The sequence below is a fragment of the Bacillus sp. Bos-x628 genome (assembly GCF_040500475.1).
GTDB lineage: Bacteria > Bacillota > Bacilli > Bacillales > Bacillaceae > Bacillus > Bacillus maqinnsis.
This window is the reverse complement of sequence record NZ_CP159358.1, coordinates 1,851,325-1,870,606: the sequence shown is the minus strand read 5'-3', so window position 1 is coordinate 1,870,606 and position 19,282 is coordinate 1,851,325. Positions and strand designations below refer to the sequence as shown.

The window sequence follows — 19,282 nt, the reverse complement described above, 5'->3', positions numbered from 1 at the left end:
AATGATAATCCCATTTACATTGCAGGAGGGGAGTACAAATGGCGGATGTCTCTTATCGGCTCGGAATAGATATAGGCGGAACATTTACTGATTTATCGCTGATAAATGAAGTAACAGGGGAGCTCACGGAACTCAAAACACCGACAGTGACAGATGACCCAGCTCAAGGGGTTATCAATGGTTTAAATCTCCTAAAGGAAAGGGGCATTGATTTATCCAAAATCCAGTATCTTGTGCATGGGATGACAATTGGTCTGAATACTTTATTACAACGGAAAGGGGCCAATTTAGCACTTTTTGTAACGGAAGGTTTTCAAGATATATTGTCATTACAGCGTTTGCGCCTTCCAATTCCTTATGACTTCAATTCTCGCTTGCCACAACCATTGATACCACGAAAGCATGTATTTCCAATCTCAGAGAGGTTATTACATGATGGTACAATAAAAAAAACTCTTCATCTGCAGCAGTTAGATGAAGCTGTACAGCAGGTCATATCTAAAAAATTAGCAGGTATTATCATTTCTTTTTTACATAGTTATCAAAACCCAGTTCATGAATTACAGGCCAAAGCCTATATAAACAATCGATTCCCGCAGCTAGAGGTGCTTACTTCATCTGAATTATGGCCACAAATGAGAGAATATGAGCGTACAGTGATGTCTGTTATCAATTTGTACATTCAACCAAAGGTGAAACATTATTTAAAAACTTTGGAAACTCGTTTGAAAGAAGAAGGTGTACCGCTTTCTCCATACATTACTCAATCAAATGGTGGTTTAATGGATGCAGAAAGTGCAGCAATCTCACCTGTCAAAACACTTTTTTCTGGTCCGGCAGCTGGCGTTATCGGCGCTGCAAGAATTGCAGCATCTGCGAACGAATCTAACCTGATTACTTTTGATGTTGGCGGTACGAGTGCAGATATTTCTATTATCCAAAATGGACAACCAACAATGGCTCAGTCCAACCAGTTATCAGGCTTTCCGATCATTCTTCCATCTGTTGCGATGTATTCAATTGGTGCAGGCGGTGGTTCTGTGGCTTGGATTGATCAAGGCGGTTTGTTAAAGGCAGGACCTGAATCAGTCGGTTCCCAGCCTGGTCCGGCATCATACGGAAAAGGTACGAAAGCTGCTTTAACAGATGCATTTCTCATTTGCGGTTATCTCAATCAAGACAGTTTTGCCGGCGGACATTTACAATTGCAACTTTCTGCTGCGAAAAAGGCGTTTCAACCAATTGCTGATCTGTTGGATAAAACGATTGAAAAGGCTGCTGACCAGCTTATTCAAGTCGCTGTAGCCAATATGTACACGGAATTAAGTAATGTCATGGAGCAGCAAGGCTTTGATCCAAGAGACTTTAGTTTATTAGCATTTGGCGGCGCCGGACCTGTTTTGGCAAATTTCCTTGCTAGAGAAATACATGCGAAAAATGTAGTCGTTCCTCCTAGTCCTGGAACATTATGTGCTCTAGGAGCTCTAACAGCTGATTTTATTCATGACGCTGTTTTATCTAAAAAGATATGCTTGCAAGATTATACAATTGAACAATTAAAACATGATTACGAGCTACTTTCACGAAAAGCGACGGATTGGTTCCTTCAGCAAAACATCCATCATATCAAGAAAACTTCCATTCTATTATTGGCTGACGCACGTTATCAAGGGCAAGCATTTGAAATTGAATTACCGTTATCTGCTCATTGGCTAAATCAAGAACAAGACGTTCATCATCTCATTGAAGCGTTTCATGAGTTACACGATCGTCAATACGGACATAGAGATGATCAAGCAAAAATTGAATTTACTCATTTAAGGGTTCGAATCATAGGAGAGACTCCGCCGCTTCCTTTCTCATCAATTGATGAAAGCAGTGGACAGTCTTTGAAGCCGAATCAACATAGACGTATTTTTATAGAAGAAAAAGAGTACGAAGCAGCGATCTACAAGCGGAGCGCTTTAAAGATAGGCTCTATTGTAAATGGACCTGCCATTGTTGAGCAGGACGATACAACAACACTGATCTTGCCGAATTGGATAGGAGAAGTTGATCTTTCAGGAAACTTGGTGATTTCAAGGGAGGTGGCTTTACATGAAAACCGATCCAGCAAAGCTTGAGATGATGCGTAGTTATTTTAATGCCATTGCATCTGGTATGGGGCATGTCATCGAACGGACGTCATTTACAACCTTTGTAAAAGAATCTGCTGATTTTGCGACAGCATTAGCAACACCATCTGGAGATTTCTTTGTTTATCCGAAGACTGTCGGTGTGACAATCTTTTTAGGACTTAATATAAAAAAGGCCGTTGAAGAAAGCGGTCCTCTGCAGGATGGAGATATGATTATCACAAATGATCCTTACACGACAGATGGTTTAGCTACTCACCTTCCAGATGTCCATATCATTAAACCAATTTTTGTAGAGGATGAAATCATTAGCTATGCTTGGTCTTTCGTACATGTAAGTGATGTTGGGGGACTTGTGCCTTCAAGCATTTCACCAACTGCTACCGATATTCATCAAGAAGGATTAAGAATCCCGCCCGTCAAAATTTATGAAGCAGGGAAAGAGAATCAAGTGGTTCGATCTTTTTTAAGAGCCAATAGCCGGGCAAGTCATCTAAATGATGGCGATATCAATGCCATGATAGCAGCCGTTCATACAGCGGATATTCGTTTAAAAGAAATGATTGAGAAATTTGGAAAAGATGAAGTAAAGCAAGGAATGTTTGATTTGCTGAAGCAAGCAGAAGATCGTGCAGGGAGGGTGATTGAAGCAATTCCTGATGGAACAAGTGAATTCGCTGACTATTTGGATGATGATATGATTTCAGACGTCCCTATTCGATTAAAAGTCACACTAACTGTCAGAGGAAAACAATTGACGCTGGATTTTTCTGAGTGTGATCCACAAGTAAAGACAGCATTTAATCTTGTCACCAACGGTCAGAAACATTCCTTCCTATATCAAGGGCTGATTAATTACATCATTAGTAAAGATCCATTTATACCGATCAATGGTGGTATAACTTATCCGATAGAAGTTATTTCCCCCAAAGGGACGCTTGTGCATCCGGAATATCCAGCGTCTGTTGGTATCAGGCATGCTATTACGATGAGATTGTACAATGTTGTGCTTGGTGCAATTGGTAAACGATTGCCCGAGGCTGTTCCAGCAGCTGGTGCAGGTCAATCAGCCATTGTCGTTCTCTCTGTTTTTGATGATCAAACAGGTGGGAGAAAAATGTCCGTTGTCGAACCGTTAGGCGGAGGTGGTGGTGCTCAAAAAGGTGCTGATGGAGTTGACGGTATTGATCATGCATCAGGATTCTTAAAGAATACACCAATTGAAAGTTTGGAACAGCACATTGATATTCATGTTCATAGATATGAAATTTTACCTGACACTGGAGGTGCGGGGGAAAATAGAGGTGGACATGCCATTGGTTTGGAATTTGAAATGCTAAAACCAGAATCCATGGTGACAGCACGAGGAATGGAACGGATGAAATTCCAACCTTGGGGTTTAATGGGCGGTCGAGCAGGAACAGTTGGTAAGGTAAAGCTCGTCACACAAGATGGGGAAGAAATAGACCAGCCGAAAATTGACGTCCTGCGTCTTGAAAAAGGGGATATCGTTCAATTGACATCTCCAAGTGGAGGAGGATGGGGAAATCCATTCACTAGGAAAAAAGAAAAAGTTCTTCAGGAAGTAGAAGCAGGTCTATTAAGTAAAGAAAGAGCTCTACAAGAGTATGGTGTCAAAGTCTATAAGGCAAACAATGAATGGAAGGTCGATGACCAAAAAACAAGTGAGCTCCGAGAAAATGTTCATGCTTCTGCATCTTCTGATGTCTTTTGGGATTTTGGAGAACAAAGAGCGGCTTATGAGAAAGTATGGACAGACGAAGCAAGCAGTGAATTGGCCATTCTTCTTCGTACATATCCAGCAAATGAACGTACGCACTATAAACACAAAGTTCATGCACATTTCAGTAATAGAAATGAACCGTTAACGAAGACAGATGTAATTCAAGCACTTCGTCAAATAAGTCAACAAAAAGGGGGAAATGAATCATGATAAGAAGGGTAACAGTCATTTTTGCAGGAGTTCTATCAATGGTATTTTTGCTGACTGCCTGCGGTGGTAATGGACAGGATCAAAATAAACAGCAGCAGACCGTCATCGTTGGCGTATACGGCGGTGATTGGGAAAAGAACATAAAACCGATTCTTAAAAAGTTTGAAAAAGACACTGGAATCAAAGTTCAAACTGTCTCCGGTGCAGATTCGGAATGGTTCACGAAATTAAAAGCGTCAAACGGTAAAAATCCGCCGTATGATTTGCTCATCTTACAGCCTGATACCATTCAAAGAGGAATCGCAGCAAATGTCCTTGAACCTATTGATGAAGAGAAAGCACCTAATGTGAAAAAGCTTTATCGCTCTGTTCAAAAGAAACTCACTGTTGATGGGAAGCAATATGCAGCAGGTTTTAGTATGGGGCAGCTAGGGATTGCTTATAGAAAAGATCTTGTCAAACAGGAACCAAATAGCTGGACGGATCTATGGAGCAGCGAGTTAAAAGGGAAGATTGCGATGTCTTCTCCAACCTATTCAGCCGGACTGCAATTTTTCTCTGCGCTTGTTCACGCTCAAGGGGGGACAGAATCAAATCCTAAGGATGTTGATAAAGCATTTAAGAGCCTAGCGCAATTAAAGGGACATGTGGCGGCTTTTCCTGATAATCCAGGATCCATTCAAACTTTACTAGAGCGTGGTGACGTTGTTGCAGTCCCATATTGGGATGGACGTGCATTTGCGCTTGAAGAGGAAGGGATGGATATCGGTTTCTCATATCCAAAGGAAGGTGCGGTTGCGGCGGTTGCAAGCTGGGCATTAACGAAAGGAAGTCAGCATGAAGATGCTGCTTACCAGCTATTAAACTATTTAAGTGGAAAAGAAGCTCAGGAGGCTTTCTCAGAAAAATCTTATTATGGTATGTCAAATTCAGACGTGAAATACAATGACAAGATTAAGGGCAAAGTGAAGGTTGGAGAGAATTATTATAACAAGCTTACTTGGGTAGATTATGAGACAGCTACATCAGAGCTGGGCAATTGGACAAATCGTTGGAACGAAGTATTAGGCGGAGGAAAATAGGTGATTGCATGAGCGGAATCAATTTAGAACACATTAGCCAGCATTTCGGCGAGCAAATTGCTCTTGACGATATCAGTCTCACTGTAAATGAGGGGGAATTTTTCTCCCTTCTTGGTCCTAGCGGGTGCGGGAAATCCACTTTACTAAACATTATTGGCGGCTTTTTAGAACCTACAAAAGGAAATGTCTATATTGGGGATCAGGATGTGACGACATTCCCTCCTTATCAAAGAAAAACCGGTATGGTGTTTCAAAGCTATGCACTCTTTCCGCATCTTACAGTATTTGATAATGTGGCTTACGGCTTGAAGGTTCAAAAAAAGAAGAAAGCAGAAATAGAGAAAAAGGTGAAGGAGAGTTTGTCCCTTGTTCAATTAGAGACATATGCGAAACGTATGCCACACCAGCTAAGTGGCGGTCAGCAGCAGCGGGTGGCAATTGCAAGAGCACTTGCTACACAGCCGGCGGTCCTCCTCCTTGATGAACCGCTTAGTAATCTAGATGCAAAGCTAAGAAAAAATATGCAAACTGAACTTCGGAATATCCAAAGGAATGTCGGTATTACAACAATACTCGTAACGCACGATCAAGAAGAAGCATTAAGTCTTTCGGACCGTATTGGGATTCTGGGAGAGGGTCAAATTCAGCAAATTGGGACGCCTTTAGAGGTGTATCGTCAGCCGAAAAATCGATTTGTCGCTGAATTTATTGGGCAAGTTAATTTATTTGAAGCGGAATATGATGAGATTCGTTCCACATTGACTGTTCCACATTTAAAACAATCAAACGGGCAACATGTTCAGTTACAGGTTGCTGCACATGAAGCGGAGGGAGAGCAAAAGAAGCATCTACTCATGTTGCGTCCTGAGAGAATTGAAGTGTCATTAGCGCAAGAGGGTGATCGACCAAATCATGTCACAGGTGTTTTAGCAGATGTGAGTTATATCGGTCATTCATTACGTTTAGTGGTAGAACTTGAGATTGGTGAAATCATTGTGCATGCATCAGATTCAGCCTTTCCACAACTGCCAACGATTGGAGAAACGGTCCATATCAATTGGCAGCCTGAGGATTTAGTTTTCTTAGATTCGAAGGTGCATATATAATGCGAATCAGAAAAAAGAATCAACGGTTTCACTGGTTTATGCTGCTGCCAGCGTTTTTGTTTCTCGTCGTGTTTCTTCTTGCCCCACTCGTTATGATGTTTGTCGTCAGTTTTCGAGATGTCGATTCGATGATGAATACATTACAAACATATAGCCTTGCTCAATATATGCATGTGTTCTCTACAGACGCTTATGTGAAGGCGATTGGAAGTACAGTATGGGTTGCACTTCAGACAACGGTCATTTGTTTATTGATGGCTTATCCTGCAGCGTATGTGCTAGTAAAGGCTCCCAATCGACAATTACGGGCATTTTTTTATATCTTACTTGTTTCGCCTTTGCTTACAAGTGTTGTCATTCGAACTTTTGCGTGGATAGTCCTTCTCTCGCAAAATGGTCTGATTAATGACATACTAATAGATTTGCATGTAATTGAGCAACCATTATCTATGCTGTGGAATATGAATGCGGTCATTATTGCTTATGTACAGGTTATGCTGCCGTTTGCAGTGCTCCCTATTGCGACGAGTTTAACAGATATGGATCTTCATTTAAGGCAGGCATCTATGAGTCTTGGTGCTGGACGTATGCGGACCTTTTTTCATGTGACATTACCGCTCACGATTCCGGGAATGATTACTGGAGCCATTATTGTCTTTTCACTGGCGGCAGGGAGCTATATTACCCCGCTTTTAGTAGGTGGACGAATGCAGCCGCTCCTGCCGCTTTCTATTTACCAGCAGGTCATGCAGGTGTATAACTTACCGCTTGCTGCAGCGATGTCATTTACTTTACTAGTTTGTGTGTTAGCGGTGGTCAGTCTATTAAGCTATCTGTTAAAGCGTTGGGAGGCGAGAATGCATGCGTAAACAGTCAATAGGCAATCGCTTGCTCTCGATCTTGATTTGGACTGCTGGATTATTGGTTTATCTGTTTTTAACAATACCTGTTCTTGTCATTGTCCTTTCTGCTTTTAGTCCAAATGCTTTTCCTGAATTCCCGCCCACTTCGCTATCAGTGCGCTGGTTTCATGCGGTGGTGTCAAACCCTGAATGGATGGAGTCTTTGCGTATCAGTGTCATTCTGCTTTTGATCGTCACACCTCTTACTGTTTTACTAGGAACGATGGCTTCGTATGCTTTGGCTAGGCTTTCCTTTAAGGGAAAGGAAGCCATTCAGGCTTTTATTTTGTCACCTTTAATGATTCCACAGGTGGTTTTAGGAATTGCGATGCTCTACCTGTTTACGGCAATGGGTGTTACAGGGTCGATATGGGCGCTTGTCATTGGTCATATCATTATAGGTTTTCCGTATGTTGTCCGAACGGTGGGGGTCAGTGTATCCAATCTTGATCCACGGCTTGAATTGGCTTCAATGAATCTTGGTGCTGGACCCATTCGCACGTTCTTTCGAGTTACGCTACCTTTAATTAAGCCTGGGATTATTGCAGGCGGAGTGTTTTCGGCCGTCACGTCATTTGGTGAAATCTCCATTAGTTTGTTTGTGTCATCTCCACAAACCATTACAATTCCAGTGAGAACCTTTAATTATATTGAGCAGACTTTTGATCCGAGTGTCAATGCGATATCAGTCATCTTTATCATCATTTCTATCATTGCGCTACTGATCATTGAGAAAACGATCGGTTTGTCTAAGGTTATGTAAATATAATGAAGAAACAAGGAGCTGCTGTTTTAAAAAGCAGCTCTTTTTTTTGTCATGCTCATGTTAAAAATACTCAATACTTTAAGAAATATAGTACTTAAGATTTAAGGAAATGGGAGGGATAAAAGGAGCTTCTCTCCTACATTCATGGGGATCATAAAGAAAATCAAGGAAAAACATGACATCTTTGCGGTATTCATTCATTTATTTTCGGCAAAACGCAACTATTATTAATTATTTTCGGTAAATGTCGTAAATTCTTGTGCTCTACTTTCGGCAAAACGCATGAATCTTTACACCCATTTTTCGGTGAAAAAAACAATCATTTCATATAAAGTGTACGTAAATAGAAAATATCTAAAAGAAAAGAAGAAAAAGGCAAATCTATGGAAACGTAGAGACGCAAAGCCATGTCCTAAGGTGAAACGCTTCTTTGCTATGGTCGGCAGGCTACCGAATGAAAAAGTGGAGTCCCTCCGTTTTATTCGGGGTGGGCTCCTTTTTTCCATTATTTCCTTCTATTTTAATGAAATAGACTTGGTTCTTTTGGTATAGAGGATGCAGGGTGTCACATTGGTGGAGAAAACAGAGAAGAGACGGAGGATGAGAATGAATACAGTATATTACCCGCTAACACATGCGCAAAAACGAGTATTCTACACGGAAAGGTTTTATCCAGGTACAAGTATTTCTAATTTAGGTGGGTTTGCCAGATTAAGATCAGTATCAGGTATAAAACCTTCTTTGGTCGTTGATGTTCTTCAAGAATACATTCGCCAAACTGACTCTCTTCGTTTAAGGCTGGTTTATCAAAATGAGCAGGAGGAGCCTGTTCAATATATCAAACCATATGAGAAATGCCCGATTCGCATTGTGAACGGTTGGAGTGAAGAGGCTGTAAGGGCGTGGGCGAAAGAACAAATTCGCAAGCCGATGGCGATGATTGACAGTCCTCTGATTGAGTTTACAGTCTTTCAAATCAGTGAAGAAGAATGCTGGCTGTTCTGCAAAGCCCATCATATTATCGCCGATGGTATTTCCATTATCTTGATGGGTAATCGCATGATGGATTTATATCATGACATGCTGCATGGGGCTGAGGTTTGCGAAGTTGAGGACATTTCCTTCGTTGATCACATCATGAGTGAACAAACCTATGAATCTTCTAAACGATTTCAAAAGGATCAAGTTTTTTGGAACAAGCAATTTGCACATATCCCAGCATTTGCTTCTTTAAAGCAGCATCAGGGTTATCATGTGAGCTTAAATGCGGAACGGTTTTCTAGGGATATTCCTGATTCTTTAAAAGAGAAATTGCGTGCTTTTTGTGAAGAACAAAAAGTAAGTATGTTATCTCTGTTTTTGTCCGCAGTATATATATATTTACGTCGATTTAGCGGCATTGAGGATGTTGTACTGGGGACCTTTATGGGCAACCGGACAAATGCCAAAGAGAAAAAGATGATTGGCATGTTTGTGTCGACCATTCCTATGCGGGCAACTGTCCATGCGTCTCATTCTTTTATTGACTTCGTGAAACATGTCATGGCTGATCAGATGAAAGTCTTGCGTCACCAAAAATACCCTTACAATCTGTTGATGAATGATTTGCTTGAGAGAGAGGGATTTACAGGGCGCCTTTTTGATATTTCGATAGAATATCAGGTTATGCAGTGGCAGAAAAAAGAGAATATCTCTTTCATCACAGAGCCAATTTTTAGCGGAAGCGGAATGAATGATATCTCTATTCATGTAAAGGATCGCTGGGATACTGATACATTGACTATTGATTTTGATTACCGTACAGAGCTGTTCAGCGAAGATGAAATGAGCCTGATGTTTGAGCGGCTCGCCATTTTACTAGAAGCTGCTGTCTCTCAGCCTGATCAGTTGATTGGGAAATTGCCTCTTCTGACAATGAAGGAACAAAAGTATCTGCTTCAATTGTCGGAAGGTAAATCGTTTCAACTGCCGGAAGCGAAACCGATTCATCACTTGTTTGATGTTGCCGCAGATGTTTATTCAAAGCAACTAGCCGTTGTAGCGGAGAATGGAACACGGACATATGGCGAACTGCACCAAGAGGCGGTAAAAATCGCAAGATATTTACAGATGAAAGGTGTTTCGCGTGACGTGCCTGTCGCTGTTTTAATGGAGCGAACAGCGGATGCGATATCTGCTATTTTCGGCATTTTAAAGGCCGGCGGGGCCTATGTACCGATTGATCCGGCATTACCTGATGAGCGTATCCAATATATTGTAGAAGATTCAGGTGCTCCCATTATTTTAACAGAGAAGTCATTAGTAGAGCGATACCCGCATCTGACAGAGAAAATGGTGGTGCAAAAGGATGTTCTGTCAGATGACAGCTTGCTGCCTAAGCTGCTGGATGAGGCGTTACCGCAGGATTTAGCTTATATGATTTATACATCAGGAACGACTGGAAAACCGAAGGGCGTCATGATTGAGCATCTTCAGCTACATCATTTAGTCCATGCTTTACATGATGAAATCTATCAAGGGGCAAGTCAGCTTCAAATGGCGCTCTTGGCACCGTTTCACTTCGATGCTTCGGTGAAACAAATCTTTGCCGCGCTTTTATTCGGGTATACGCTGCATATCGTTCCAAGAGAAATAACACGAAATGGAATGCAGCTAGCAGCCTATTATAGAGAGTACCAAATAGAGGCGACAGACGGGACACCGGCACATGTGCAGCTTTTACTGGCGGCGGAGGATTTGAACGGTCTTTCGCTGACTCACATGCTGATTGGCGGGGAAGCGTTACCGAAAAAAGCGGCTCAGTCCCTCATTGAAGCAGTTCGTATGTGCCAGCCTGAATTCACACTATGGAATGTGTATGGTCCTACGGAGACGTGTGTGGATGCGACTGTGCATCGAATTGATCTCAATGAACTTCAAGCGGCATCTGAACAGCGGTCTGTCTCAATTGGGAAACCGCTTGGTCATCATCGTATTTATATTTTAAATGAGCACCAGCAATTACAAATGCATGGTGCTGCCGGAGAGTTATGCATTGCCGGTATAGGGGTTGGACGGGGATATTTGAATCAGCCTGAGTTGACGAAAAAAGTGTTTACGCCGGACCCGTTTTCTTCCCATGAGACAATGTATCGAACAGGGGATCTCGTCAGGTGGCTTCCAGATGGCACGATTGATTATCTTGGAAGAATGGACGATCAAGTGAAATTGAGAGGATACCGCATAGAAACAGGCGAAATTGAAGCAGTGATTGAGCAGATAGATGGTGTTGATAAGGCAGTGGTACTAGTCGTCAATGAAGCAGACGGTGAAAAGGTATTGAGCGCTTATTATCAAGCCACTTGCGACGGCGTGTCAGTAGAAATGCTGCAAGCTAGGATTAAAAATCAGCTTCCAGCTTACATGGTTCCTCTCTATTTCAAAGAAATTGATGTGTTTCCGCTCACAGTGAGTGGGAAAGTCGATAGACGTGCGCTTGCTGCTTTAAAAGGAGACAAAGCTATTAGTGCTGTATATGTTGCACCTAGAAATGATCTGGAAGCGGAGCTTGTACGCTTATGGGAAGAGGTACTTGATCAAGAGAAAATGGGTGTGTACGATTCGTTCTTTGAGCGAGGGGGGAATTCTCTTAAGGCAATGACTTTGCTGACAGAAATTCAGCGAGCATTTCATGTAGAGGTTCCGTTGTCTGTTTTGTTTGAACAACAGACGATTGTAGCATTGGCAGCGTTTATTGCGCAAGCGGATGAATCGCCTAAAACGAGCATTCCAAAAGCGACTGTTTCTGACGATTATCCGTTGTCACCATCGCAAATGCGGGTGTATATGGTGAGTCAATTGGAGCAAAGTACAGCGTATCATATGCCGGCTGTGGTGAGATTGAAGGGAGAGCTGCAAGTAAAGAGGCTGACTAAAGCGTTTGAAAGGCTAATGACACGTCATGATATTTTGCGCACTTCTTTCCATTCAATTAAAGGCGTCCCTCGTCAGCGAGTAGCCTCATCAGTTCAATTTCAAATAGAAAAGTTGCCGGATGGTACGATGGAAGAGAACATGAAGCATTTTGTCAGACCGTTTGACCTTGAGCGTGCACCGCTTCTTCGTATCGGATTGAAGCCAATACATGATCGGGAACATCTTTTGTTCTTCGATATGCATCATCTGATTTCAGACGGGCTTTCGATTGATTTGATCCTGCGCGAGCTGTCGGATGATTATGAGGAGTTGGTCAAAGAACCATTGCCACTCCAATACCAAGACTATGCTGTTTGGCAAAAGCACCTATCAGATCAAGGTTTTCAAAAGGAAGAAGCCTTCTGGCTTCGGGAATTTTCCGATGACATACCGGCTTTACAGCTACTGACAGATTATCAGCGTCCGGCTGTTCAATCCTTTATTGGGGATCGTGTCACAAAAGTAGTAGATGATACATTAAGAAATCAGTTACAGGAGCTTGCTACGAAACATCATACGACACTGTATACGGTACTGCTTTCTGCTTACTATACATTGCTTGCGAAATACACGGGGCAAAAGGAGTTCGTGGTAGGAACACCTGTGGCTGGTCGGGGACATGCAGATCTGCACGAGATGATCGGCATGTTTGTACAGACCATCCCTTTGCGGTCAGAGGTTGAATCGAATGCCACCATGACGCAGTTGATCGAGCATGTGAAGGAAAAGACAGTACAGGCGTTTGAGCATCAGCAATATCCATTTGAGCGTTTGCTTGAAAAACTGAATTTACAAAGGGATTTTAGCCGTCATCCACTCTTCGATACAGTCTTTACGGTTACGCCTGATCATTCGTCTATACAGCAAATTGGAGATATGAAAGTGGAGGTAGAGGAAACCAATTTTCATATCGCCAAATTTGATTTGACGTTGCAGGCGGTTGATTCAAGTGATGGTTTATCTTTTGTCCTCGACTATAGTACAACGTTATTTAAACGAAGTACAGCGGAGCAAATGGTGAAGCATTACGTTTATCTTCTTGAACAGATGGTCGATGCACCTCACGAAGTCATTCGTTCGTATCGTTTGCTGTCAGATCATGAGACAGAGGTTCAGCTACAAATGTGGAACCCGTTACCTGCACCATATCCTGCGGAAGAAACGATTGTGACACAATTTGAAGCTCAGGTTCAGCTATACGGTCAAGAGCCTGCGCTGCAATTTAGAGACACGGTTCTTTCCTATCAGGAGCTGAATAGACGTGTGAATCAGCTTGCTCATGACTTGCAAGAAAATGGCTTTGAAAAAGGAATGAATGCTGCATTATTCTTTGAACGGTCAACTGACATGGTCATCTCTGTTCTGGCGGTATTAAAAGCGGGTGGAGTCTATGTGCCAATAGACCCTGACTTCCCAGATGAGCGTGTAAAACACTTCTTATTCGATAGTGATGCACAATTTTTACTTACCCATCAGGTGTTGCGACAACGTTCTGTGCTTACAGCCTTTGAAGGAACAATCATTGAAACAGAAAACCTGACAATTGAACAGCAGCCAGAAACCAATGTAGACGTACACATTTCGCCCGAGGACTTGGCGAATCTTACTTATACGTCTGGTACAACAGGCCAGCCTAAAGGAAATATGGTGACACATCGCAACATTTTGAGAACAGTGAAGCAGTCGAATTATCTCACGATTCACAATCAAGACACGGTGATGAGTCTATCAAACTATGTATTTGATGCCTTTATGTTCGATGTGTTTGGGGCTTTATTAAACGGGGCGAAACTCATTGTTCTGCCAAAAGACAAGATCTTAAACATGAATGAGCTTTCTCAAGCGATTGAGAAGGAAGATGTCAGTATTTTGATGATGACAACAGCACTTTTTAATTTACTGATTGATGTGAAAAAGGACAGTCTTAAACACGTGAGAAAGGTTCTTTTTGGCGGAGAGCGTGCTTCTGTACCTCATGTCGTCTCAGCACTTGAAACGATTGGGAAAGACAAGCTCATTCACCTGTATGGACCATCTGAAAATACAATTTTCACAACCTATTATCCTGTGAATCAAATAGAAGAACAAGCACGATCTGTCCCAATCGGAAAGCCAGTGAGTCAAACCGCTGTGTACATTTTAGATGAGTCTGGACACTTACAGCCGCCATGCGTTGCTGGAGAGCTGTGTGTCGCCGGAGATGGACTGGTGAAAGGATATTATGGTCAGCCTGAATTGACAAGCGAGAAGTTTGTAGAGAATCCTTTCAGACATGGTGAAAAAATGTACAAAACAGGCGATCTGGCAAGGTGGCTATCAAATGGGGAAGTTGAATTTATTGGGCGAATGGATCATCAAGTGAAGATTCGAGGACAACGGATTGAACTTGGAGAAATTGAACACCAGTTGTTGCGGCATCCTCAATTGAAGGAAGCCGTTGTTGTAGCAAAATCAAATGATACATTGTGTGCATACTTTACAGCAAAAGGGTCTGTCTCCTTAGCAGATTTACGTGAACAAGTGGCACGTGAATTACCTGCATATATGGTCCCGACGTACTTCATGCAATTGAATGAGTTTCCGCTGACCGGTAATGGCAAAGTGGATAGACGGGCTTTACCAGCACCTAATGTGAGTGAGCGAGTGACAAACGAATATGTGGCCCCTCAATCTGATACAGAGTGTATGCTAGCAGGTATTTGGGAGGAAGTACTTGAAATTCCGAGAATCGGCAGGTACGATCATTTCTTTGAGTGCGGGGGACACTCGTTACGAGGCATGAAAATGCTGCATATGCTGTATGAAGAGATGCAAGTAGAATTAACGTTAAAATCTTTATTCGAAGCACCAACATTAGAGGCATTTGCACTGGCAGTTGATCAAGCTGATCGAACCGAGGTCAAATTGATCGAAAAAGCATCAGAGGCGGCATATTACCCAGTCACATCTGGTCAGAAAAGATTGTACGTTCTTCAGAAAATAACAAATGCCGATCAAAGCTATCATATGCCTGCTGTTCTGAGGCTTGAAGGATTATTTGATGAAAAACGATTTTCTGATGCGGTAGACCAACTTGTTCAACGTCACGAAGCGCTCCGGACGAGCTTTGGTTTTGTTCAAAATGAACCTGTTCAACGAATTGAAAAAGATGTCACTGTAAATATTGAAAGAATAGAAGAAAACGGTCAAGATATTCATCAATTGATGAGGGATTTTATTCGTCCATTTGATTTAGAAAAAGCACCATTATTAAGAGTTGGTCTCGTTCCTGTCTCATCCGATCTCCATTATTTACTGATTGATATGCACCATATTATTTCAGACGGTGCGTCTGTCAATATTCTTATCAATGAACTTTCGAAACTGTACCGAGGAGATCAACTAGAGGACTTAACCATTCAATATAAAGATTATGCTGTTTGGTCAAAAAGTGAAGATCAGCTTGCACAAAAAAGTAAAGAAGAGGCGTTTTGGCTCCAACAATTACATGGGGAGCTGCCTGTGCTGATATTGCCTGAAGATCTACCAAGACCGAAAGTGCGAACATTTGAAGGAGATCGTATTACATTTACGATTGATGGAAAATTCAAAAAGCGGCTGGATGAGGTTGTCAGGTCCATCAACTGTACAACCTATACACTGCTACTTGCATGCTACAGTACACTTTTAAGCAAGCTGGCAAGACAAGATGATATCATTATTGGCTCACCTATTGTTGGTAGAACCCATCCTGATATTCAATCAGTGATCGGTATGTTTGTAAATACTTTGGCACTGAGAACAAAGCCAGCAGGATATCAGCCATTTGCTGATTTTGCGTCAAGTGTTCATCACCTTGTGTTAGAGGCGCACGAACATCAACTCTATCCATTTGAAGATTTGGTCGATCAAGTACAAACGGTACGAGATACAAGCCGTCATCCAATCTTTGATGTCGTGTTCTCAATGGAAAATGCCGATATACGTGATTTGAATATGGACGGCATACACATTGTGCCGCAGTCATTTGAAGAGAAAACGGCAAAATTTGATTTGACCTTAACAGGAAAAGAATCAGCCGATCAAATTGAGCTTGTTTTTGATTTTAATACGTCTATCTTCCAAAAGAAATCAGTAGTGAAATGGAAGGAGTATTTTCTTTACCTAATTGAACAGGTGATTTCAGCACCTGATCAACCATTAGATCAATTGCAATTGTTATCAAATAAACAACAACAGACACTTCTTGCTGATTGGTCAGGACCTATCCTTGAAGTCCCAGAAGATCAAACCATTCATGCCCTGATTGAACAACAAGCAACCAGTACACCTCATCAAAAGGCGGTGACCTTCTGCCGCGCAAGCTGGACTTATGAGGAACTGAACAGCCGGGCGAATATTCTTGCCGAGAAACTAATCTCCCTTGGCACAAAGCCAGGAGATCGGGTAGGCATTCTCACCCGTCCATCACTTGAGATGTCAGCCGCTTTACTTGGCGTTCTGAAAGCAGGTGCGGTCTTTGTGCCAATGGATGCCGATTACCCTAAACAGCGGATTGCATATATGCTGGAGGACTGCGGGGCAGAGGTGCTTTTGATACAAAAAGACTTGCCGGTTCCACTGCCGTTCACAGGTTGCGTACTTCATTTGGAAGAGGCGTTTGAAGGAGAAGCGCAGGACGTTCACGTCCATGTCAAACCGACCGATCTCGCTTATATCATTTACACATCTGGTACGACTGGAAAGCCGAAAGGTGTCATGATCGAACATCAGTCACTTGTCAATCTCTGTTTCTGGCACAAAAATGCCTTTGAGGTGACGAGTGCAGATCGAACCGCAAAATATGCCGGCTTTGGCTTTGATGCCTCCATTTGGGAGATGTTCCCGACATGGATTTCCGGCGCAGAACTACACATCATTGATGAAGCCATTCGACTCGATATTGTCAAGCTCAATACGTATTTCAATGAAGAAGGCATCACCATTGCATTCCTGCCGACACAGCTTTGTGAGCAATTTATGACGCTTGAGAACGATTCCTTGCGCTATTTACTCACAGGCGGTGACAAGCTCAAGCAGGTGAAGCCAGTCCGTTACACACTTGTGAATAACTATGGACCAACCGAGAATACCGTTGTGGCGACAAGCGGTATCATTGAACCAAACCAAGGCACGCTTCCTATCGGAACAGCGATTGCCAATACCCGCTTTTACATCATGAGTTCTTTATATGATCTCTCGCCGCCAGGCGTACCTGGAGAGTTGATCGTTGCGGGGAAAGGACTGGCGAGAGGTTATTGGCATCTCCCGGAGGAAACGGACCAACGATTTGTGGCAGATCCATTTTATCCAGGAGAGCGCATGTACCGAACAGGTGACCTTGTCAAATGGACAGAGGATGGCGAACTGATCTATATCGGCAGGAAAGACCATCAAGTGAAAATTCGCGGATTCCGTATTGAGTTGTCTGAAATTGAAGCCCACCTACTCGCACTTGATTCAGTGAAAGAAGCGGTGGTGACGACCGTTCAAAATGCAGGCGGTCAGACCGCACTTGCCGCATACGTTGTCACAGATGAAGAAACGAGCACCTTGCAAGAAAGCTTAAAACGAACATTACCAGAATATATGATGCCATCATGGATCATGCGTTTAGACCAATTACCGGTAACGGTAAATGGGAAAGTCGATCACAAAGCCTTGCCAGATCCTGATATGGAGGCGAATCAAACGGCATATGAAGCGCCAAGGGACGAATTAGAAACCCTTCTCTGCGACATTTGGGCAGATGTCTTAGGGGTCAATCGAGTAGGCATCCATGATCATTTTTTCTTCCTAGGTGGAGATTCGATCAAAGGAATTCAAATGGCGAGCAGGTTAACACAAAAAGGCTGGAAGCTCGATATGAAACTGTTATTCCAGCACCCGACCATTGCGGAAATCCGCCCATATTTAGAAGAGGCAGATCTGATGACGGCCGATCAATCACCAGTCGAAGGAGAGGTCATCCTTACACCGATTCAACGCTGGTTCTTTGAACGAAAGTTCAGCAACCAGCATCACTGGAACCAATCCATTATGCTCCATGCACCAAATGGGTTGGATGAAGCCGTTACCAGACAAGTGCTCCAGCAGCTTATCGTCCATCATGATGCATTGCGCCTGGTGTATACATTTACCGATGGAAGTATTGTACAGCGTCATCGTGGGCTACAGGAAAACGAAGTGACAGTAAAAGTAATGGAAGTGCATGGGGAGCAATCACAGCAAATGCAGCAGGTAGAAGAGCTAGCAAATGAAGTACAGGCGAGCATATCTTTGACAGAGGGACCATTAGTAAAATCTGCTATTTTCCGAACGGAACAGGGAGATCATTTATTCATCGCAGTTCACCACCTTGTGATCGATGGGGTGTCATGGCGTATCTTCCTTGAAGACTTTATGGTTCTTTATGAGCAGTCAAAGCGTGGTGAGACATTCACGCTTCCAAATAAAACACATTCATTTAAAGAATATGCGCAACATCTGACAGAATACGCATTGTCAGATGAACTGTTAGAGGAAATCACCTATTGGAAAAAGGTTCTTGCGCATCCTGTCAAACCGCTTCAGAAAGACCATGTAACGACAGATCAACGTATGCTGCATGCACAGACAATAAATTTTACATTGTCACAGGATGAGACGCAACATCTTTTGACCGATGTACATGAAGCCTACCATACGGATGTAAACGATATTTTACTGACAGCGTTAGGGTTATCTATGAAAGAGTGGACAGGTGAAGACAAGCACTTTATTCACCTTGAAGGGCATGGAAGAGAGGAAATCTTTCCTAAACTCAATTTGTCTCGGACAATTGGCTGGTTTACAAGCATGTATCCTGTGCTGTTGGATATGTCTTATGCAGACGATCTTTCATATCAAATCAAGCATTTAAAAGAGGAACTGAGACACATCCCAAACAAGGGAGTAGGATATGGCATCTTAAAATACTTAACGCCTGACAAAATGAAGGGCGATATCCCTTTTGACGTCACACCAGAGGTAAGCTTCAACTATCTCGGACAGTTTGATGAACAAATAGGTGGGGGAGAGCTGAAACGATCTTCATGGAATGCAGGTCAATCACTGAGTCCCGAATCAGAAAAACCTCATGCCTTAGATATTGTTGGTTTCATCGAACAAGGTGTATTAAGTGTAACCATTGCCTATCACAAACTTGAATTTGAAGAGGGCACGATGGAGAGGTTCAAAGATTTACTAGAAACGAATGTGAAATCTCTTATTTCTCATTGTGTGTCACAGGATGAGACCCAAATCACACCAAGTGACGTGGGAGATGATGATCTCACAATAGATGAACTCGAAAAGCTGATGGATATATTTTAAGCAAACGAAGAG

The 19,282-nt window shown here is 42.6% G+C and carries 7 protein-coding genes and 1 riboswitch; all 7 genes read left to right on the top strand.

Annotated elements, in window-relative coordinates:
- Positions 1-38 precede the first annotated feature (38 nt).
- The 7 genes from ABVJ71_RS09620 to ABVJ71_RS09590 all read left to right on the top strand — a co-directional run bounded on the left by ABVJ71_RS09620 (position 39) and on the right by ABVJ71_RS09590 (position 19,270).
- Positions 39-2,123 (top strand): hydantoinase/oxoprolinase family protein, encoded by a 2,085-nt coding sequence (locus tag ABVJ71_RS09620; protein WP_353853835.1) that lies wholly within the window; start codon positions 39-41, stop codon positions 2,121-2,123.
- Positions 2,098-4,089, top strand: a complete 1,992-nt coding sequence (locus ABVJ71_RS09615) for a hydantoinase B/oxoprolinase family protein (RefSeq protein ID WP_353853834.1) — start codon at positions 2,098-2,100, stop codon at positions 4,087-4,089. Before ABVJ71_RS09620 ends, ABVJ71_RS09615 begins: the two co-directional genes overlap by 26 nt.
- A complete protein-coding gene (locus ABVJ71_RS09610; RefSeq protein WP_353853833.1) occupies positions 4,086-5,171 on the top strand; it encodes an ABC transporter substrate-binding protein in 1,086 nt (361 codons plus the stop codon). Before ABVJ71_RS09615 ends, ABVJ71_RS09610 begins: the two co-directional genes overlap by 4 nt.
- Before the next feature lie 8 nt (positions 5,172-5,179).
- Positions 5,180-6,277: an ABC transporter ATP-binding protein gene (locus ABVJ71_RS09605; protein ID WP_353853832.1), complete on the top strand. Its 1,098-nt coding sequence runs from the start codon at positions 5,180-5,182 to the stop codon at positions 6,275-6,277.
- Positions 6,277-7,146, top strand: a complete 870-nt coding sequence (locus tag ABVJ71_RS09600; protein WP_353853831.1) for an ABC transporter permease — start codon at positions 6,277-6,279, stop codon at positions 7,144-7,146. Before ABVJ71_RS09605 ends, ABVJ71_RS09600 begins: the two co-directional genes overlap by 1 nt.
- Complete coding sequence (locus tag ABVJ71_RS09595; RefSeq protein WP_353853830.1) at positions 7,139-7,942, top strand: ABC transporter permease; 804 nt, start codon at positions 7,139-7,141, stop codon at positions 7,940-7,942. Before ABVJ71_RS09600 ends, ABVJ71_RS09595 begins: the two co-directional genes overlap by 8 nt.
- A gap of 367 nt (positions 7,943-8,309) precedes the next feature.
- A riboswitch (cyclic di-GMP riboswitch) is annotated at positions 8,310-8,400 on the top strand.
- Positions 8,401-8,551: 151 nt separating this feature from the next.
- On the top strand, positions 8,552-19,270 hold the full coding sequence (locus ABVJ71_RS09590; RefSeq protein ID WP_353853829.1) for an amino acid adenylation domain-containing protein: 10,719 nt from the start codon (positions 8,552-8,554) through the stop codon (positions 19,268-19,270).
- The last annotated feature ends 12 nt before the right edge of the window (positions 19,271-19,282 follow it).